We start from the raw sequence: 19,345 nt of genomic DNA, 5'->3' as shown, positions 1-19,345 counted from the left end.
TTATGAATGTTACTCAATTGATGAATATTGCGTTATTGGCTGCTGGTTTGAGTGTTTCTAGTGCGGCTTTTGCGGCTGATGAAGCGAAACCTGTTGGTATTACCGCCGACAAAATGAGCATTACCGTCAAACATGGTGGTGCTGATGTTGAAATCAAACGTAATCAGGATAACACTGCGGTCGTGTCGGAAGATTTTGCTAAGACCTCGCGCCCTTGTCCGCCATTCTGCATCCAGCCAGATAAGGTCGCTGACGGTGTTGATACTATTGCCGAACTGGGTATGCTGGATTATCTGGAAAAAATGAATGGTGGTGATAGCAGCATTCTGGTGATCGACTCCCGTACCGCTGACTGGGTGGAAAAAGGTACCATTCCCAGTGCAGTGAATATTTCGTGGGAAAGCTTAGCTCCCGACCGGGGTGCAACCACTGATGGCATCATCAAAGTGCTGACCGAGCAGTTCGGCGTTAAACTGGCAGAGAGTGCTGACGCCATGTCGGTTGACGAGGCCGTTGCGACAGGTGGCGATGCCGTCAGCAAGGTGTTTGATTATTCCGATGCAAAAACACTGGTCATGTTCTGTAATGGTATGTGGTGTGGTCAGTCACCGATCAATATCAAGACACTGCTGAAGTTCGGCTACCCGGCTGACAAGATCAAGTGGTACCGTGGCGGGATGCAAGATTGGGAAATTCTCGGTCTGACAACGGCTAAACCAGCGGCTGTCAAGGCAGAAGAAAAGAAGTAATGCCATTGTTGGAGTATACAGGAAAGGCCAGTTGATCTGGCCTTTTTTGTGTGCGCGATTAACGTTCCTGTACCAATACCCACGGCGCAATCACCACTGCCCACAGGTTATCGGGTTGTTGGGCTGCCCATTGTAGGGCGGTATCGTCATTTAATTGGCCTACCTGCTGGTTATCTATCCAGTTTTTTAGCTGGGTGGCCTCGTCTTCTGCGATGCACGCAGCAACGTCGATCAGATCCAGTTCCGGGGTAACCTGTATGACCTTGCCGCCCGCGAAATACCGTTCCAGTTCAGGCCAGGTAATGCGGGCGGTTTCCAGATTCAAGCGGTCACGCAGGGGCAGTAGTTCTTCCATTGGCAAGCTATCCATTATTGCAGCACAGGCTGACATTTTACGTCAGCAGGCGGCTGGAATATACCCGTCAGTTCCGGCGCAGTTTGTCGACGGCGTAGTCCAGATTTGCCTGAATCCGGGTACGGGCGGCCTCCGGTAAGTTCGGGTTCGACAGCATCTGGTCACACAAGTTGGCGCATTGCTGATAACGGCCTATCCAGTACGCGGCGATGGCGAGCTCATCCTTGGCCTGCCATTCGTAAACATTGCGGGCAACGAACAGTAAATCATCTGTCATCGGGATGTCGCTGGCTGCCAGTGCGTACAGGTAGGCTTGGGCAAAACGCTCTTTTTGCCGCAAGTAGCGGGCGAGGTGATGCAGGGATTCTGCCCGCAGTGGGCGGTTTTCGTAAGCATCCAGATACGCGCGGATGACTTCCTCCTCCGGGTCGCCGAGCCGTTCCTTGAGGCGGGCAATCTCGAACAGCGAATACCAGACTTCTTCTTCCCAGCCACCCATTTGCGCCCGTTGCTGGTAAGCGCTGATGGCTTGTCTGGCGTTCTCGTTGTCACGCCAGGTCTTGGCTAGATAGAAGGTGCTGCGGCTAATCAGGTTGGGGGCGTGCCGCAGTATGCCGCTTTGGTGGGCAGCTTCGCGTTCGGCGGGGCTGGCGGTTTCGAGGGCTTGCAGTTGTGCAATTTGTTCCTGCAATAAATGGGCATCCCGTTCGTATTTGTCGCTTTTTGCACCACCATCCGCGAAATCCAGCATTAAAATGCCGTTATGACGCTCGCGAGTGGCGAGAAAGGGTTCAATGGAATCGCAGTATTCGTGGGTTGCGCCCCAGTAGCGGAAGCGACGGTCGCCTTCTAAGCGTCCATTGACGAGGCGGATATTGGGGTAGACGAGTAGCCCGCCGTGGGCACGTTGATTGACGAGGTAGGCGTCGGCTTCGAGGTGCTGTTTCCAGTGTTGGTCGTGGACTTCCAGCGCCATGTCGGCATCGCAAAACAGGATGTAATCGGCCTTGTTTTCGGCGAGTTCGAGGGCTTCGCTGCGGTTGAGGGAGAAGTTTTTCCAGGGGCGCTCAATGAGTTCGCCGGGAACGCCGTGTTGCGCCATGAAGTTGCGGATGATGTCTTGCGTTCCGTCAGTGGAGCCGGTGTCGACGACGACCCAGTAGTCCAGTTCATCGACCATGGACGCCATACAGCGTTCGATAATGCGGGATTCGTTCTTGACGATAGCGTTCCAGCAGACGCTTTTCGGTGTTGTGTGCATGATGTGTCACCAATGAGTTTGTGTTTACGGGTGTTTACTCATTCATTACAAAAACCTGCCAAAGGGCGGGCTTTCAGGTAAGTCGGGCGTGTGTTAGGCCAGACTTTGAGCGAAATGGAGATTGGCTTCGAGTCGGGGTTTTTCCTCCGTGGGTGTTAGTGGGGAGTTTAATAGGTGCTCCATCATTTGGGCTGCTTCCCGATGCTTATTGGTATACACAGCGCAGATGGAGAGTTCGTCAATAAATTGCCAGTCGTAAATGGATTTGTCCACAAACAGGGTGTCATCTGGCATTGAAATGCCTTTGGTTGTCCATCCCAGTTGGCAACCCAAGTGGTAATGCCCGTTGATCCGGCATATTTTTACGGCTTCATGGAGTGCTTCGAGGCGTTGCGGTCGGAAGGTGTGGGCGATGAGGAAGGCGTTAATGACATCCAGGTGGTTATGCCCTAACCAGTAGCGGTTTTTGGCGACTTCGAGCAGTGAGTAATAGACTTCTTCCGACCAGCCGCCCATGTCTGCACGCTTTTGGTAGTGTATGGCGGCTTGTTCGAGGTTGCGGTCGTCCCGGTAGCTTTGGGCGAGGTAAAACTGGTAACGGGTATTGTCAGGTTCTTCACGCAGGGCTGCTTCGAGTACTTTGATGTCATTTTTGTACTTGTCCGGGTTTTGGCTGCGTGCGCCTTCCGTGGTGGACTGGATCACGTAATCACCGGGCAGGTTGGCGCGGCTATACGGTGTTGGGCTGTGCAAGTATTCGTGCAGAACCCCATGCCACTGCCAAGGTAAGTTAGCGCGAATCAGTCTTTCGTTGTAATAGTCGATGCCATTGCGTTGCATTTTGAGCATGTAACTGTCGGCAGTCAGTTTATGAAAACGAAAGCTTTCAGATTTGGATAGGTAGTCATCGGCATCCATGATCAGGATGTAACCGTTGCGGCCTAAAGCTTGTTCGAGTGCCTGATTGCGGTTGTGGGAGAAGTTTTTCCACGCGTTTTCGAGGAGCAATCCGGGAATGTTGTGCTGTTTGAAGTAGTCCGTAATGATTTGTTGTGTACCATCGGTTGAGCCGGTATCACTGATCACCCAGTAGTCGATAAGGTCTTTGACGCTATCCAAACAGCGGGTAATGATTTCGCTTTCATTTTTGACAATCATGTTTAGGCAGATGCTTGATTTGATTGCTTTCATTGTTTGGTGTCCTCCTGTTGTCAAAGAAAAGCCCACCAAGGGCGGGCTTTTCTGTCAGGTGAAAAGCGGTGGTTTCCCGAAGGAAAGCCACCACTCGTTATCCGAAGATAACGTTAGGCTTAGGAAACCTTACCGGTCAGATCCATGCCTTTCTTCAGGTCGGCTTCAAACGTGAACTTGCCGTCAGCGCCTTGGGTGCTCAGAGTGAAGACTTTGCCGTCCCCGTCGTTGTCACACAGGTTGCCGTACCAGCCGTTGTAAGAGCCGGAGCCACCAGTGGCAGTCAGTGTGCCGTCAGCTTGCTTCTGTACACCGGTCAGGGTCATGTCGCCTTTGGAAGTCCACAGTGTTGCTGTAGTACCGCCATTCCAGGTGAGCTTCACATCAGAGTTGCAACCATCAGTGGTTTTACCCGTATGCATCCCTGGAGTGATCATGCCAGGCATAGAGCCAGTGCCGCCAGTTGCACCAGTAGCACCAGTTGCACCAGTTGCACCAGTTGCACCAGTTGCACCAGTTGCACCAGTTGCACCAGTTGCACCAGTTGCACCAGTTGCACCAGTTGCACCAGTTGCACCAGTTGCACCAGTTGCACCAGTTGCACCAGTTGCACCAGTTGCACCAGTTGCACCGGTTGCACCAGTGTTACCAGTGTTACCAGTGTTACCAGTAGCGCCGGTTGCGCCAGTGTCACCTTTAGCACCGGTTGCACCAGTGTTACCAGTAGCGCCGGTTGCACCAGTAGCGCCAGTAGCGCCAGTATCACCTTTCAACCATGATTGAACGTCAAATGCGTCTGTGGTTCCGTTTCCATCAACGTCACCGATGGTGTTAGAGAACCAGTCAAAGAAGCCTTGACCATTTGAGCCGCTTGAGCCAGTTGCACCAGTAGCGCCAGTGTCGCCTTTCGCGCCGTCAGCACCGTTAGTGCCTGCTGCGCCAGTGTCACCTTTAGCACCAGTAGCACCCGTGTCGCCTTTAGCACCATCAGCACCGTTTGTGCCGTTAGTACCTGCTGCGCCAGTGTCACCTTTCGCGCCAGTAGCACCAGTGTCGCCTTTGGCACCATCAGCACCGTTTGTGCCGTTAGTACCTGCTGCGCCGGTGTCACCTTTCGCACCAGTAGCGCCAGTGTCGCCTTTGGCACCATCAGCACCGTTTGTGCCGTTAGTACCTGCTGCGCCAGTGTCGCCTTTCGCGCCAGTAGCACCAGTGTCGCCTTTCGCACCATCAGTACCTGCTGCGCCAGTGTCACCTTTCGCGCCGGTAGCGCCAGTGTCGCCTTTCGCACCATCAGCACCGTTAGTACCTGCTGCGCCAGTGTCACCTTTCGCGCCGGTAGCGCCAGTGTCGCCTTTGGCACCATCAGCACCGTTAGTACCTGCTGCGCCAGTGTCACCTTTCGCGCCGGTAGCGCCAGTGTCGCCTTTGGCACCATCAGCACCGTTAGTACCTGCTGCACCAGTGTCACCTTTCGCGCCGTCTACACCGTTAGTACCATTGGTACCGTTAGTGCCTGCTGCGCCAGTGTCGCCTTTCGCGCCAGTAGCGCCAGTGTCGCCTTTGGCACCATCAGCACCGTTTGTGCCGTTAGTACCTGCTGCGCCAGTGTCACCTTTCGCGCCGGTAGCACCTGCTGCGCCGGTGTCACCTTTCGCACCATCAGCACCGTTAGTACCTGCTGCGCCAGTGTCACCTTTCGCGCCGGTAGCGCCAGTGTCGCCTTTGGCACCATCAGCACCGTTAGTACCTGCTGCACCAGTGTCACCTTTCGCGCCGGTAGCGCCAGTGTCGCCTTTGGCACCATCAGCACCGTTAGTACCTGCTGCACCAGTGTCACCTTTCGCGCCGTCTACACCGTTAGTACCATTGGTACCGTTAGTGCCTGCTGCGCCAGTGTCGCCTTTCGCGCCAGTAGCGCCAGTGTCGCCTTTGGCACCATCAGCACCGTTTGTGCCGTTAGTACCTGCTGCGCCAGTGTCACCTTTCGCGCCGGTAGCACCTGCTGCGCCGGTGTCACCTTTCGCACCATCAGCACCGTTAGTACCTGCTGCGCCAGTGTCACCTTTCGCGCCGTCTACACCGTTAGTACCATTGGTACCGTTAGTGCCTGCTGCGCCAGTGTCGCCTTTCGCGCCAGTGTCGCCTTTCGCGCCATCAGCACCGTTTGTGCCGTTAGTACCTGCTGCGCCAGTGTCGCCTTTCGCGCCGTTAGCACCTGCTGCGCCGGTGTCACCTTTCGCACCAGTAGCGCCAGTAGCGCCAGTGTCGCCTTTAGCACCATCAGCACCGTTTGTGCCGTTAGTACCTGCTGCGCCAGTGTCACCTTTCGCGCCAGTAGCACCAGTGTCGCCTTTGGCACCATCAGCACCGTTTGTGCCGTTAGTACCTGCTGCGCCGGTGTCACCTTTCGCACCAGTAGCGCCAGTGTCGCCTTTAGCACCATCAGCACCGTTTGTGCCGTTAGTACCTGCTGCGCCGGTGTCGCCTTTCGCGCCAGTAGCACCAGTGTCGCCTTTGGCACCATCAGCACCGTTAGCACCTGCTGCGCCAGTGTCACCTTTCGCGCCGTTAGCACCTGCTGCGCCAGTGTCACCTTTAGCACCAGTAGCGCCAGTGTCGCCTTTGGCACCATCAGCACCGTTTGTGCCGTTAGTACCTGCTGCGCCAGTGTCGCCTTTCGCGCCAGTAGCACCCGTGTCGCCTTTCGCGCCGTTAGTACCTGCTGCGCCAGTGTCGCCTTTCGCGCCAGTAGCACCCGTGTCGCCTTTGGCACCATCAGCACCTGCTGCGCCAGTGTCACCTTTCGCGCCGTTAGCACCTGCTGCGCCAGTGTCACCTTTAGCACCAGTAGCGCCAGTGTCGCCTTTAGCACCATCAGCACCGTTAGTGCCGTTAGTACCTGCTGCGCCGGTGTCACCTTTCGCGCCAGTAGCGCCAGTGTCGCCTTTGGCACCATCAGCACCGTTAGTGCCGTTAGTGCCGTTAGTGCCGTTAGTGCCGTTAGTGCCGTTAGTGCCGTTAGTGCCGTTAGTGCCGTTAGTGCCGTTAGTGCCGTTAGTGCCGTTAGTGCCGTTAGTGCCGTTAGTGCCGTTAGTGCCGTTAGTGCCGTTAGTACCTGCTGCGCCAGTGTCACCTTTCGCGCCGTTAGCACCTGCTGCGCCGGTGTCACCTTTCGCACCAGTAGCACCAGTGTCGCCTTTCGCACCGTTAGTACCTGCTGCGCCAGTGTCACCTTTGTCGCCTTTCGCGCCGTCTACACCGTTAGTACCATTGGTACCGTTAGTGCCTGCTGTGCCAGTGTCACCTTTCGCGCCAGTAGCGCCGGTGTCGCCTTTCGCACCGTTAGTACCTGCTGCGCCAGTGTCACCTTTGTCGCCTTTAGCACCGTCTACACCGTTAGTGCCGTTAGTGCCTGCTGCGCCAGTGTCACCTTTAGCACCAGTAGCGCCGGTATCACCTTTAGCACCGTTAGTGCCGTTAGTACCTGCTGCGCCAGTGTCACCTTTAGCACCAGTAGCGCCGGTATCACCTTTAGCACCGTTAGTGCCGTTAGTACCTGCTGCGCCAGTGTCACCTTTAGCACCATTTGTGCCGTTAGCACCTGCTGCACCAGTGTCACCCTTCATGCCGGTGTCGCCTTTAGCGCCAGTAGCGCCAGTAGCACCCGTGTCGCCTTTCGCGCCTGTTGCGCCAGTAGCGCCTGTTGCACCAGTGTCACCTTTAGGGCCAGTAGCGCCAGTAGCACCGCCGTTGTTATGACCATGAGAGCCGCTGTTGCCATGAGAACCGCTGTTGCCATGAGAACCGCTGTTGCCATGAGAACCGCCAGTGCCAGTGGAGCCGCCAGTGCCGGTGGAACCGCCAGTGCCGGTGGAGCTGCCAGTGCCGGTGGAGCTGCCAGTGCCAGTGCCAGTGGAGCTGCCAGTGCCAGTGCCAGTGCCAGTGGAGCTGCCAGTGCCAGTGCCAGTGCCAGTGCCAGTGCCAGTGCCAGTGCCAGTGCCAGTGCCAGTGCCAGTGCCAGTGCCGCAGTCGTCTTGGCTGCCAGTATTGCCTTGGCTGCCGCTACCATCTTGCATACTTTGCAGTAACTGCATGATCAGTTGCAGAAGGGTCATCATGAGGGTGGAACTGTCACCACTCATACCAGGCAGGCCACTGCTTGAGCTGCCCAGACTGGAGGTTGAACTTGTGTTGCTGCTGCCATAGTTGCCGCTGATGACAGAGTTGCTGCTTGTCGTATTAGGAAGATTGCCGATGTTGAGATTAAGCATTTCATGCTCCTTTGCTTTTTGACTCGTCGTGGCTGAAGTCATTTCAGCCGCTCTTTATTATTCCGTGGCTAACAGCCCATGCTTGGGCGTATGCAAACTTGCCAGAAAATCCATATCAGGCGTATCTGCACTCTGCGTCGCCAGGAACAAATTTCTCCACGCTGGGGTGAGGTTTGTTGTGCCTTGCGTGATGTTCCGAAGTATGTGTCAAGGCTTTTGAAATGGTGCGGGGAGGAAGGATGAAAGTTGCAAACTCACTTACGAGCGGTTAAGGCGGAGGTGTTTGTTGGGCGTTTACAACGGAGAACGATTCGCCGATGATGCTGTCTTGATCATTTATACATAACAAGCTAAGGGTATCTGCATCATGACTGAAACCTCTCCGCCGCAGCCGATGGGCTGGTCTGAATCGTTGCGGGCGTTCCTGCATCCTAGGGTTATCACTATGTTGTTTCTAGGTTTTTCGGCGGGGATTCCACTCCTGTTGATCTTTTCTTCGCTGTCGTTATGGCTGGGGGAGGCGGGGGTTGAGCGTAAAACCGTGACGTTTTTCAGTTGGGCGGCACTGGGGTATTCGTTCAAGTTTGTCTGGGCACCGTTGATCGACAAACTGCCGCTGCCAGTATTGACCCGCCTGTTGGGGAAGCGTCGGGCGTGGTTGTTAGTGGCGCAATTATTGATCATGCTGGCGATTGTGTTGATGGGCAGTATCGACCCGGTGCTGGGCGAAACGCAGTTAAAATGGATGGCGTGGGCGGCAGTTTTGTTGGGTTTTTCATCGGCGACGCAGGATGTTGTGATCGATGCTTACCGGATTGAGGCGGCGGAAACCCGTTTGCAGGCGATGATGTCGTCAACTTATATCGCCGGTTATCGGCTGGGGATGATCGTGGCGGGAGCAGGGGCGTTGTTCATGGCGTCGTGGCTGGGGTCGGAAAAGGCACATTATGTGTATGCCGCGTGGCAGTGGACGTATTGGGCGATGGCTGGAATGATGTTGGTAGGCGTGATTACCACGCTGCTGATCCCGGAGCCGGAGCATCAGCGGGCTGAACGGCATCATTACGCGGCAATGGATTACACTCGGTTGTTGCTGGTATTTGCCTTGGCGGTAGCGGGGTTTGTGACTACCTTTGCCATCAGTAGTGCCTTGTTTGAGGATTTGCAAACGGCTGTGGGTGGGGATGCTTTCGTCGGTTTTGGGCTGGAAACTTTGCATTTGTCCTTGTCGATTGCGGTGGCAGTGCTGATTGGCTGGGCATTGGTGCAGGTGGGCGCGGTGAATCAGGCGATGGCGCGGGATACCTGGATTGAGCCGATTGCGGAGTTTTTCCGCCGTTATGGGGTGAAAACGGCATTGTTGTTGCTGGCCTTGATTGGTTTGTACCGGATCACGGATATTGTGCCGGGGGTGATTTCCAATGTGTTCTATCAGGATTTGGGTTTCAGCAAGCCGGAAATTGCGACTGCTGTGAAGACCTTTGGGGTGGTGGTGAGTATTGCGGGTGGCTTCATGGGCGGGTTGTTCGCGACCCGTTATGGGGTGATGCGTACCCTTATGTTAGGGGCGGTGCTGACGGCTTTTACCAATCTGGTGTTCGTGTGGCTGGCGTATTCAGGGCATAACGTGCCGGTGATGTATACGGCCGTGACGGCGGATAATCTGGCGGCGGGCTTTGCGAGTGCGGCGTTTGTGGCCTTCCTGTCATCGCTGACCAGCGTGTCGTTTACGGCGGTGCAATACGCGATTTTCAGTTCCTTGATGACACTCTTGCCGAAAACCATTGGTGGGTATTCCGGCACGATTGTGGATAGCATTGGCTACCCCGGCTTTTTCACCTTCACCACCTTGATCGGGATTCCGGTGCTGTGGTTGGTGTGGGCAGCCGGTAAGCATCTGAAAGTGGAGTGATTATCCCGCCAGATTGAGCGCGGCGCTGCATTTCGGGTCGTTGGCGGCGGGTGTCGCATCCGGGTAAAAGGTGCGGATACCGTTGGCGCGGCGCACGAATACGGTGGTGAAATGAGCGCCATCATCGGTAATAGGTAACAAGCAAGCGGTACTTTCAGCGCTATTGGTGGGGTTGTCAGCAAAGGCACGGGTGGCAGCTTTGAGGATGTCTTCAGCATTCAAGGTCAGGCCGTAGCCTTTGATGGAAGAGCGGGCAATGCCGCCGTTGGCCGCCTTCATCGTTGCGCCCATTGAATACAGCACGCCGGGCACAACTTCATTCTGGCGGAAGTTGCTCATGCGACAGGCATCACCGCTGGCTTGCAATTGCACGTAGCGCCCGTAGAAATGCAGACCACCGATGGCGCTGCCTGCTTTGGGTTCGCCGCAGAAAATGTGGTCGAACGCTTTGAGGTTAAACCACGCATCACTCAAATCCTGCAAATAGGCTTCGCTGGAAGCAGGCGCGGGGCGGTTGGCGTACACCTGGTTTTGGGTGAAGGCTTGCAGGCGTTGCAATACATCGGGGTGTTTGCGTAACAGGGTTTGGAATTCGTTGACAGACACGACTTTGCCGGGTGCGCCACAGGTGTCGTTGACGGCAAGGTCGAAAGCGTTGAGTGCCGGAGCGGGCGGGGTGATGTCTGCATTGCCGCCGACGTTGATCTTCACCGGGTTGTCGATATTGTCGAAAAACGGCAAGCAGGCGGTATCGGTGTTGGCGGGGGTTTCTGGTGTAGGCGCGGCGGCAGCATGGGTGGCGTAATGCCCACAACTTAACGCGACCCATTTGTTTTCAGCACCCACCGTGATGGCGGCATGGGTGGCATCGGGCTGTTTGTTTTCAGCGGTGGCGCGGTAGGTTTTGCCCACTTCCAGCGTGACCGGATAGCTTTTTTTACGCAGTGAAGTGTAAGCCTCGCAAGGCTGCTCCACCACAAAGGCGCGGGGTTGCGGTAGTGTTACCTGTGCGAAAGCGGTTGTTAGCCCACTTAGGGTAAGAGTGATGCACACTGCGGTTTTCCAAAGAAGGTGTTTCATGTTGAAGCCTGTGTTGGTGGGTAAATTAATGTGGGTATGTCTATCCCTAAAGTAATAGATGGCATGGTATAATGAGTCGCCAATTTTTTATACCAGAGCTGCATCTTGTACAAAAAGCAGCCTGATTACCACCAAAGTAGGGAAACATAATGTCTGTGCAGAACCCAACAATTATCTATACCTTGACTGATGAAGCGCCTTTGCTGGCGACGTGTTCGTTATTGCCGATTATCAAGACGTTTACGGCAACGGCGGGCATTGAGGTGACCCAAAGTGATATTTCCGTGGCTACCCGTATTTTAGCAGAGTTCCCGGATTATTTGAGTGAAGCGCAACGTGTGCCGGATAATCTGGCGGAATTAGGGCATCTGACCCATGAGTCGGATACCAATATTATCAAATTGCCCAATATCAGCGCTTCTGTGCCGCAATTGAAAGCGGCTGTCAGCGAGTTGCGTGCCAAGGGTTTCATGATTCCCGAATACCCGGAAAACCCGCAAACCGAGGCTGAGCTGCAATTGGCTAGCCGTTACTCGAAAATCTTAGGGAGTGCGGTTAACCCGGTGTTACGTGAGGGCAATTCTGATCGGCGTGCGCCGCCTGCGGTTAAGCGTTATGCACAAAAGAACCCGCATTCAATGGGCAAATGGAGTCCTGCCTCACGTACTCACGTGTCCTACATGCGCCGTGGTGATTTCTATTCCAGTGAACAGTCTGTCGTGATGGAACAGGACGGCGCGGTGCGGATGGAATTGGTCACGCCGGATGGTGAAGTGCAAGTGCTCAAAACTATCCCGCTGCTGGCTGGCGAAATTATCGACAGCATGTACATGAGCAAGCAAGCCCTGTGCGCTTTCTATGCCGAGCAATTGGCCGATGCCAAGGATAGCGGGATTTTGTTCTCCCTGCACGTCAAGGCGACCATGATGAAGGTGTCGCATCCGATTGTATTTGGTCACGCGGTCAAGGTGTTTTTCAAGGACTTGTTTGCCAAGTACGGCGAGTTGTTTGAACAGTTGGGGGTGAATCCGAACAACGGCATGAGCAGTGTGCTCGAAAAGATTCAGAGCTTGCCCGCAGAGATTCGCGTCGAGATTGAGCAAGACATTGCCGATGGTTATGCCCAGCAGCCGGAATTGGCGATGGTGGATTCCGATAAGGGCATCACCAATTTGCACGCGCCGAATGATGTGATTGTGGATGCTTCCATGCCTGCGATGATTCGCAACGGCGGCAAAATGTGGGGTGTGGATGGCAAGCTCAAGGAAACCAAAGCGGTGATCCCGGAAAGTACCTTTGCGCGGATTTATCAGGAAATGATTGGTTTTTGCAAAACCAATGGGGCTTTCGACCCGACCACGATGGGCTCTGTCCCTAATGTGGGTTTGATGGCGCAGAAAGCCGAAGAATACGGTTCACACGACAAAACCTTTGAAATCACCACACCGGGCACGGCGCGGGTAGTGGATGAGCAAGGCAAAGTGCTGATGCAGCATCAGGTCGAAACCGGCGACATCTGGCGTACTTGCCAAACCAAGGATGCAGCGGTGCGTGACTGGGTGAAATTGGCGGTGAAACGTGCTCGCTTGTCGAATACGCCAGCGGTGTTCTGGCTTGACCCTTACCGTCCACACGAAGCGCAACTGATTCAGAAGGTCGAGCTATACCTGCAAGACCATGACCTGAACGGGGTGGAAATCCACATTATGTCGCAAGTGCGAGCCATGCGTTTCACGCTGGAGCGGATTATCCGGGGCATGGACACGATTTCTGTGACGGGCAATATTTTGCGTGATTACCTGACTGACCTGTTCCCGATCATGGAGCTGGGGACTAGTGCGAAAATGCTGTCCATCGTGCCGATGATGGAGGGCGGCAGCATGTTTGAAACCGGGGCAGGTGGTTCCGCCCCTAAACATGTGCAGCAATTGGTGGCAGAAAACCACTTGCGTTGGGATTCGTTGGGTGAGTTTCTGGCAATGGCTTCTTCACTGGAAGAGGTCAGTATCAAGACCGGCAACCCGCAAGCCCAGATTCTGGCGACTACGCTGGATCAGGCCACCGGCAAATTGCTGGATAACCGCAAATCGCCCGCCGCCAGAGTCGGGCAGTTGGATACACGCGGCAGCCATTTCTATCTGGCGCTGTATTGGGCGGAAGCACTGGCTGCACAGACGCAAGATGCTGGGTTGGCGGCACGTTTTGCGCCGCTGGCAAAAGCCCTTGCCGACAATGAGCAGGTGATTATTGCTGAGTTGAATGCGGTGCAAGGCCAGCCAGTGGATCTGGATGGGTATTACTGTGCTGACATGGATAAAATGACGGCAGTGATGCGGCCTAGTGCGACCTTTAATGCCACACTAGCGGCTGTGTAAGCTTGTTTCTGGACTCTCTTCTCGGTTTTGAGAGGAGAGTCTTTATAGCGTTTTAAACAACACCTGCGAGTTGCGCTGGTAGTTGTACAGCGATTTCTTGTTGGGTGGCAATTCATCGACGCTGCCTTTGATAAAGCCGCGTTCGCGAAACCAGTCGGTGGTCTGAGTCGTCAGCACCAGTAGGCGGGTTGTGCCTTGGGTTTTCGCCAGTTGGGCAATGTGTCGGAGCAGTTTGTCGCCGCGATTGCCGCCACGATAGTCGGTGTGTACCGCAAGGCAGGCAAGCTCGGCAATGTCGGGGTTGTCCGTATGGTAAAGCGCGACGCAGGCAATGATCTTCTGGTCACGCACGGTGACATGGAAGTTGCTGATTTCCAGTTCCAGTTGTTCCCGCGAACGTTTGATCAGCGTTCCTTTGCTTTCCAATGGGCGAATCAGGTCGAGGATGCCGCTGATGTCTTCTACAGTTGCTGCCCGCATTTGCTCGAATTGTTGGGCTGCAATCAAGCTGCCTACACCATCGCGGGTATACACTTCCAGCAGTAAGGCGCCGTCGGTGGCAGCATTCAGTAGGTGGACGCGTTCACTGTCGCCATCCAGCAGGATGCGGGCGATCTTTTTCAGGAAAGGTGAGGCGTTGGCATCGGCATCAATTTGCCCGGCGGTGATTTCGTGGGGCAGTTGTGCGTCGTTGTCGCTGAGGAAAATGATTTTGTCAGCATTCAAGGCTTTGGCGGTGCTGAGGGCGACGTGTTCGTAGTCGATGTTGTAGGTTTCGCCGCTGGGGGAGTAGCCGATAGGTGACATCAGTACAATATTGTGGCTGTCGAGTTGTTGCTGGATAAAGCGATGAGCAATGCGGCGGATTTTGCCGGTATGCCCGTAATCGACGCCATCAATGATGCCAAGCGGCTGCGCGGTGATGTAGTTGCCGGAGCTTACGCCGATGCTGGCGTTTTCCAGACCGGGTTGATTGAGGGCGTGGCTGAGCAGGCTTTCGATTTTGATGCGAAGGAACCCAACGGTTTCTTCTACCAGAGGAATATCATCCGGGTGCGTGACGCGGATATTGTGGTGGATGTGCGCGACACGCCCAGCCGCTGCAAGCCGTTGGTTGATTTGCGACCGAGTGCCGTGGACGATGACAATGCGGCTGCCCAAGGCGGAAACGGTGGCAATGTCCTGAATCAGGCGGTTAAACGTGGGCTGTTCTATTACTTCGCCGGGAAAGGCAATGACAAAGGTTCTATTGCGGTGATGCTGGATGTAGGGGCTGGCTTCGCGTAGCAGGCTGACGCTATTGCTGGGGTCATTCATGGTGTTTCGGTCAAGAGCATCTGGTCAACAAGGTCGCAAATGCAGTGAATTAACAGCAAATGGGTTTCCTGAATACGGGCGGTGCTGTCGGCGGGGACGCGTAGTTCTACATCGCCTGCTTGCAACAAGTCTTTCATGCTGCCGCCTACTTTGCCGCTGAGGGCAACGACCTTCATCCCGCAGTCGTGCGCGGTTTCAATGGCGCGGTTAACGTTGCCAGAATTGCCGCTGGTGGAAATCGCCAGTAATACGTCACCCTTACGCCCCAGTGCTTCGATCTGGCGGGCGAATATACGTTCGTAGCTGTAATCGTTGGCAATGGAGGTGAGGGTGGAAGTGTCCGTGGTCAATGCAATCGCGGGTAAGCCCCGCCGTTCCTGCTCGAAACGGTTGAGCATTTCGGAGGAAAAATGCTGGGCATCGCCTGCTGAGCCACCGTTGCCGCAACTGAGGATTTTGCCGTCGCGTTGGATGGCCTCGAAAACCAAACGAGCAGCAGTAAGGATGGGCTCTTGTAACAGCTCTAGTGCTTTTTGCTTGGTTGCAATGCTGGCGGCGAAATGTTGTTGGATGCGTGTTTGTAAATTCATGATGGGGTTAGCCCTTTAGCCCGATTCGAAAGCGTTCTTGATCCAGTTGATGGGATTGTTACCTTCTACCGCTACCACGTCGAAACGCGCTTGGGCGTCTGGGGCGCGGTATTGTAAATAGTGTTGTGCGGTGCGGATGATACGCGCTTGCTTGCGTGGGTCAATACTAAGCAATGCGCCGCCGTAACGTTGGGTTTTACGGTAGCGCACTTCGATAAACACGATGACATTGCCATCGCGCATGATTAGGTCGATTTCACCCATTTTCAGGCGGTAGTTTTGATGCAGCAGTTGCAAACCACTGGCCTGCAAGTATTCGCAGGCCAGTTGTTCGGTGCTGATGCCGCGTATCAGGTGCGGCGCTTGCGGCTGCTTATTGTCCAAGGGCTTGTGGAACGCCATTGACGAAAGTGGCAAACAGCAGGGTGCGCTGGATTTGGCGGTTGCCTGCCACGCGGATGTCGCCGGTTTTGCCGTTGACTTGCGCGTTGGGGTTGCCGCCAATGCTGGGCAGGTTTTTGGCGATCAGCAGCGCATCCATGCCCAGTGCAAACATGCGCGGGAAGGTGGAGTTGTTGAGGCTACCGTTTTGCAAACCTTCGATGACCCAAGGGATTTCGGTGTAACGGATACCGTCGAGGTCAGCGTCATTGCCGGGGTCAGTGCGCCCGGAGAAGATGTGCGAAGTGGCATACACGGGCAAGGAAGGTGCTTGCGCTGCCAATAGTGGGCGCATTAGACGCGCTTGGCTGGGGGAGGCGGCGAGGAATACCATGCTGGCACGCCCTTGGGTGGCTGCTAGAGCATTCTGCACGTTTTGCATATAGGCATTGGAGGCTGTGTCTGGGTATTGCTGGATATTGAGCACTTGCCCACCTTTGGCTTGATAGGCGCTACGGAATGCAGCGGCTATCCGGTCGCCCCAACTGGAGGCGGGCGCCATGACGATAGCCGTGCGTAAACCCCGTGCCGTGGTGGCTGTTGCCACCTGACGGGCTTCATCTTCTGGCAACAGGCCGAATTGGTAGAGTGCGCCCGGAATATTGCGGCTATTGGTCAGGTAATTAAGGCTCAGCAAAGGCTTGGAGAGCAGTTGGGGTTGCGCCAGCAATTGCGCCAGTGATTCCTTGTCGAGGGGGCCAACCACTACATCAGCACCTTCGGCGACCGCCCGCTGGTATTGGGCAACTGCACCACCTGCATTGACATCGTACAGTTGCACCGTGGTGTCGCTGGCGATGCTGTTACGGGCAGTTTCCATGCCTCGGTAGATTTCTTGCCCAACACTACGAAGTGCGCCGGATTGGGGAAGCAGAGCTGCGATGCGGTTAACGCTGCTGGGAACCATGGCTCGCTGCACGTTTTGCCCTACAGAGCCACCTTTGCCGCCTGCACTGGCTTGGGCGCGTTGCTGGATATGTTTGACTTTTGCACGCAAGGCCGGGGAAATATTATCCAGATTGCTGGGCAATGTGCGCAAGGCCAACGCGGGGTTTTTTTGTTGTAGCGCCAAGAGTGCTTTGACGTAGGCTTGGCGGGCACGGTTTTCACCATCCAGTACAGAGGCAGGGACGCGAGCCAGATAGGTATTGGTTAATTGGGCATCACCGATGGAGGCGGCGATTTCAGCTGCTTGCAAGATTATCCGTTCGCGCTGCGGGGTTGGGTAGCGAGCAGAGGCTGCATAATAAGCCTGAGCTGCTTCACGTTTTTTGCCTTGAGTAAACAGTGCATTGGCTTGTTCAATGCTGGCATTGCCTTGGGTGGCGCTGCCATCTGTACCGGGGATGCTCGTGGTTGGTGAGCACCCTTGCAGTAACAGTGGCACGACTATTAATAAGGATAGAGCGCAATATTTCAGGATGCTTTGGTGAAATCTTGGTTGCATGATGTGAGTCCTGGTACCTGTTTAGGAGGGTATGGTTGCTGAAATATAGCATTTTTTTTTCGGGATACTGAAGGTTTGATACGGCGAGTGGTATTTTATGGGGGTTGAGTCGGTAGATAAAGCTGATAAATATCCATAAAAGGCGGATAAACAATACGGTTAGATGCTGAAAATAGGGCTATGCTTGTTTACGAGCGCCTGATCTTGCTTGGCACTACAGACGGGTCGGGTGGTGTTCCGTTAGATAATAGAAATATGTGATGGAGGTACTTTGATGTCCACAGGTTTGGCCGTAGCTATTTTGTGTGCGCTTGCCGCGCTCATCTATGGTGTTGTCACGATTCGCTGGGTGTTGGCTCGCCCGCAAGGTGACGCGAAAATGCGTAGCATTGCGCAAGCTATTCAGGAAGGGGCGCAAGCCTACCTGAACCGCCAATACACCACCATTGCCGTGGTGGGTATTCTGCTGTTTGCAGTCATTTTCATGACTCTGGGTTGGAAAACCGCGATTGGTTTTGCGCTGGGTGCGCTGCTATCGGGTGCAACGGGGTATATCGGCATGAATGTGTCGGTGCGTTCCAATGTGCGCACGGCGGAAGCTGCCAAACATGGCCTGAATGCAGCGCTGGATGTTGCCTTCAAGGGCGGCGCGATTACGGGCATGTTGGTGGTTGGCTTGGCATTGTTGGGTGTGGCGGGTTATTACGCTGTGCTGACCATGACGGGGACTTCTTCCAGTGATGCAACCCATGCCTTGGTGGGCTTGGCGTTTGGTGGTTCCTTGATCTCCATTTTTGCGCGGTTGGGTGGTGGCATCTTTACCAAGGGCGCTGACGTAGGCGCGGATTTGGTGGGCAAGGTCGAAGCAGGTATCCCGGAAGATGACCCACGTAACCCGGCAGTTATCGCCGATAACGTGGGGGATAACGTCGGCGATTGCGCGGGGATGGCGGCTGATTTGTTTGAAACTTATGCGGTTACCATCATTGCTACCATGTTGCTGGGCGGCTTGCTGATGAATGGCTCGGAAAATGCCATTGTTTACCCCTTGGTGTTGGGCGGCTTTTCGATTTTGGCCTCGATTTTGGGGGTCATGTTCGTCAAAGCCCGCACGGGTGGCAAAATCATGAATGCTTTGTACCGGGGGTTGGCGGTAGCGGGTGCGGCATCTTTGGTGCTGTTTTACCCAGTAACTGACATCATGATGGGCGATAATGCCCTGTATTCAGTGAATGCCTTGTATGGCTCGGCGGTTATCGGTTTGCTGCTGACGGCGGCAATGGTGTGGATTACGGAATATTACACTGCCACGGAATACAGCCCGGTACAGCATATTGCGCAAGCCTCCACTACTGGGCATGGTACGAATGTCATCGCCGGGTTAGGGGTTTCCATGAAATCTACCGCTGCGCCGGTGTTGGCGGTGTGTCTGGCGATTTGGGGCGCGTATGAACTGGCTGGTTTGTACGGGATTGCGGTTGCGGCAACGTCGATGCTGTCGATGGCGGGGATTATCGTGGCACTGGATGCTTACGGCCCGATCACTGACAACGCGGGCGGGATTGCGGAAATGGCAGGCTTGCCGGATGAAGTGCGTAACATTACTGACCCGCTGGATGCGGTGGGTAATACCACTAAAGCCGTTACCAAAGGTTATGCGATTGGTTCAGCCGGTTTGGCAGCTTTGGTGTTGTTTGCGGATTATACCCATGCGCTTTCCACCAGCCACCCCGGTTTGACGTTTGATTTGTCGAACCACATGGTCATTATTGGCCTGTTTATTGGTGGCATGGTGCCGTATTTGTTTGCAGCGATGGGGATGGAGGCTGTGGGGCGTGCTGCCGGTTCGGTGGTGGTGGAAGTGCGCCGTCAATTCCGCGACATTCCGGGCATTATGGAAGGCACGGGCAAGCCGGAATACGGCAAATGTGTGGATATGTTGACCAAAGCGGCGATCAAGGAAATGATTTTGCCTTCGCTGTTGCCAGTTGCCGTGCCTGTGGTAGTTGGTTTGACGCTGGGGCCGCAAGCTTTGGGTGGCGTATTGGTGGGGACGATCATTACCGGGATTTTCGTGGCGATTTCCATGACAACCGGCGGTGGTGCATGGGATAACGCCAAGAAATACATTGAGGAGGGTAACTTCGGTGGCAAGGGTTCTGAAGCGCACAAGGCTGCCGTGACGGGCGATACTGTCGGCGACCCGTATAAAGATACCGCAGGCCCGGCGGTTAACCCGCTGATCAAGATCATCAATATTGTGGCCTTGATGATCGTGCCATTGTTGGCATAATGCAGGGTATTGTTGGTTGAAACCAGAAGCCCGCCCTTTGTGGCGGGCTTCGTTTTTTAG

General features: G+C 54.9%; 14 protein-coding genes. 4 read left to right on the top strand and 10 right to left on the bottom strand.

The window, feature by feature from the left end:
* Positions 1–2 precede the first annotated feature (2 nt).
* Positions 3–749 carry a rhodanese-like domain-containing protein gene (locus tag J9253_RS13315; RefSeq protein WP_210221425.1) on the top strand — a complete coding sequence of 249 codons (747 nt, stop codon included), beginning with the start codon at positions 3–5 and terminating at the stop codon, positions 747–749.
* A gap of 58 nt (positions 750–807) precedes the next feature.
* Here the strand turns inward: J9253_RS13315 and J9253_RS13310 are convergent, their stop codons facing one another.
* The 5 genes from J9253_RS13310 to J9253_RS13290 all read right to left on the bottom strand — a co-directional run bounded on the left by J9253_RS13310 (position 808) and on the right by J9253_RS13290 (position 7,628).
* On the bottom strand, positions 808–1,104 hold the full coding sequence (locus J9253_RS13310) for a DUF2288 domain-containing protein (protein WP_210221424.1): 297 nt from the start codon (positions 1,102–1,104) through the stop codon (positions 808–810).
* A gap of 67 nt (positions 1,105–1,171) precedes the next feature.
* Positions 1,172–2,365, bottom strand: coding sequence for a glycosyltransferase (locus tag J9253_RS13305; RefSeq protein ID WP_210221423.1), 1,194 nt, complete (start codon positions 2,363–2,365; stop codon positions 1,172–1,174).
* A gap of 93 nt (positions 2,366–2,458) precedes the next feature.
* Complete coding sequence (locus J9253_RS13300; protein ID WP_210221422.1) at positions 2,459–3,556, bottom strand: glycosyltransferase; 1,098 nt, start codon at positions 3,554–3,556, stop codon at positions 2,459–2,461.
* A 119-nt stretch (positions 3,557–3,675) separates the two neighbouring features.
* Positions 3,676–7,185 (bottom strand): beta strand repeat-containing protein, encoded by a 3,510-nt coding sequence (locus J9253_RS21250; RefSeq protein ID WP_210224629.1) that lies wholly within the window; start codon positions 7,183–7,185, stop codon positions 3,676–3,678.
* A complete protein-coding gene (locus J9253_RS13290) occupies positions 7,182–7,628 on the bottom strand; it encodes a hypothetical protein (protein WP_210224691.1) in 447 nt (148 codons plus the stop codon). Before J9253_RS13290 ends, J9253_RS21250 begins: the two co-directional genes overlap by 4 nt.
* A gap of 569 nt (positions 7,629–8,197) precedes the next feature.
* On the opposite strand from J9253_RS13290, the gene J9253_RS13285 reads away from it, so the two are divergent.
* Positions 8,198–9,742, top strand: a complete 1,545-nt coding sequence (locus tag J9253_RS13285; RefSeq protein ID WP_228291383.1) for an AmpG family muropeptide MFS transporter — start codon at positions 8,198–8,200, stop codon at positions 9,740–9,742.
* Here J9253_RS13285 and J9253_RS13280 read toward each other — a convergent pair whose 3' ends face one another.
* A complete protein-coding gene (locus tag J9253_RS13280; protein WP_210221421.1) occupies positions 9,743–10,822 on the bottom strand; it encodes an EndoU domain-containing protein in 1,080 nt (359 codons plus the stop codon).
* 149 nt (positions 10,823–10,971) lie between these two features.
* On the opposite strand from J9253_RS13280, the gene J9253_RS13275 reads away from it, so the two are divergent.
* The gene (locus J9253_RS13275) at positions 10,972–13,197 is read left to right on the top strand and encodes an NADP-dependent isocitrate dehydrogenase (protein ID WP_210221420.1); all 2,226 of its coding nucleotides are present in this window, start codon (positions 10,972–10,974) and stop codon (positions 13,195–13,197) included.
* A gap of 42 nt (positions 13,198–13,239) precedes the next feature.
* Here J9253_RS13275 and argA read toward each other — a convergent pair whose 3' ends face one another.
* Genes argA through J9253_RS13255 form a run of 4 tightly spaced genes read right to left on the bottom strand, consistent with a single transcriptional unit; the run spans position 13,240 to position 16,992 of the window.
* Positions 13,240–14,514 (bottom strand): amino-acid N-acetyltransferase, encoded by a 1,275-nt coding sequence (argA, locus tag J9253_RS13270; RefSeq protein WP_210221419.1) that lies wholly within the window; start codon positions 14,512–14,514, stop codon positions 13,240–13,242.
* A complete protein-coding gene (locus J9253_RS13265; RefSeq protein ID WP_210221418.1) occupies positions 14,511–15,104 on the bottom strand; it encodes a phosphoheptose isomerase in 594 nt (197 codons plus the stop codon). Before J9253_RS13265 ends, argA begins: the two co-directional genes overlap by 4 nt.
* A 15-nt stretch (positions 15,105–15,119) precedes the next feature.
* Positions 15,120–15,488, bottom strand: coding sequence for a YraN family protein (locus tag J9253_RS13260; protein ID WP_028489950.1), 369 nt, complete (start codon positions 15,486–15,488; stop codon positions 15,120–15,122).
* The gene (locus J9253_RS13255) at positions 15,478–16,992 is read right to left on the bottom strand and encodes a penicillin-binding protein activator (protein WP_210221416.1); all 1,515 of its coding nucleotides are present in this window, start codon (positions 16,990–16,992) and stop codon (positions 15,478–15,480) included. Before J9253_RS13255 ends, J9253_RS13260 begins: the two co-directional genes overlap by 11 nt.
* 274 nt (positions 16,993–17,266) lie before the next feature.
* On the opposite strand from J9253_RS13255, the gene J9253_RS13250 reads away from it, so the two are divergent.
* Positions 17,267–19,285 carry a sodium-translocating pyrophosphatase gene (locus J9253_RS13250; RefSeq protein WP_210221415.1) on the top strand — a complete coding sequence of 673 codons (2,019 nt, stop codon included), beginning with the start codon at positions 17,267–17,269 and terminating at the stop codon, positions 19,283–19,285.
* Positions 19,286–19,345: the final 60 nt, after the last annotated feature.

This window comes from Thiothrix litoralis, from assembly GCF_017901135.1.
Lineage (GTDB): Bacteria > Pseudomonadota > Gammaproteobacteria > Thiotrichales > Thiotrichaceae > Thiothrix > Thiothrix litoralis.
This window is presented reverse-complemented; position numbering and strand designations above follow the sequence as displayed.

What these genes read in the sequence shown, in the direction of transcription:
- J9253_RS13300 (WP_210221422.1), bottom strand. Translation starts at nt 3,556, where the DNA reads ATGAAAGCAATCAAATCAAGCATCTGCCTAAACATGATTGTCAAAAAT.
- J9253_RS13290 (WP_210224691.1), bottom strand. Translation starts at nt 7,628, where the DNA reads ATGGTAGCGGCAGCCAAGGCAATACTGGCAGCCAAGACGACTGCGGCA.
- J9253_RS13310 (WP_210221424.1), bottom strand. Translation starts at nt 1,104, where the DNA reads ATGGAAGAACTACTGCCCCTGCGTGACCGCTTGAATCTGGAAACCGCC.
- J9253_RS13265 (WP_210221418.1), bottom strand. Translation starts at nt 15,104, where the DNA reads ATGAATTTACAAACACGCATCCAACAACATTTCGCCGCCAGCATTGCA.
- J9253_RS13275 (WP_210221420.1), top strand. Translation starts at nt 10,972, where the DNA reads ATGTCTGTGCAGAACCCAACAATTATCTATACCTTGACTGATGAAGCG.
- J9253_RS13280 (WP_210221421.1), bottom strand. Translation starts at nt 10,822, where the DNA reads ATGAAACACCTTCTTTGGAAAACCGCAGTGTGCATCACTCTTACCCTA.
- argA (WP_210221419.1), bottom strand. Translation starts at nt 14,514, where the DNA reads ATGAATGACCCCAGCAATAGCGTCAGCCTGCTACGCGAAGCCAGCCCC.
- J9253_RS13285 (WP_228291383.1), top strand. Translation starts at nt 8,198, where the DNA reads ATGACTGAAACCTCTCCGCCGCAGCCGATGGGCTGGTCTGAATCGTTG.
- J9253_RS13315 (WP_210221425.1), top strand. Translation starts at nt 3, where the DNA reads ATGAATGTTACTCAATTGATGAATATTGCGTTATTGGCTGCTGGTTTG.
- J9253_RS13255 (WP_210221416.1), bottom strand. Translation starts at nt 16,992, where the DNA reads ATGCAACCAAGATTTCACCAAAGCATCCTGAAATATTGCGCTCTATCC.
- J9253_RS13305 (WP_210221423.1), bottom strand. Translation starts at nt 2,365, where the DNA reads ATGCACACAACACCGAAAAGCGTCTGCTGGAACGCTATCGTCAAGAAC.
- J9253_RS13250 (WP_210221415.1), top strand. Translation starts at nt 17,267, where the DNA reads ATGTCCACAGGTTTGGCCGTAGCTATTTTGTGTGCGCTTGCCGCGCTC.
- J9253_RS21250 (WP_210224629.1), bottom strand. Translation starts at nt 7,185, where the DNA reads ATGAAGGGTGACACTGGTGCAGCAGGTGCTAACGGCACAAATGGTGCT.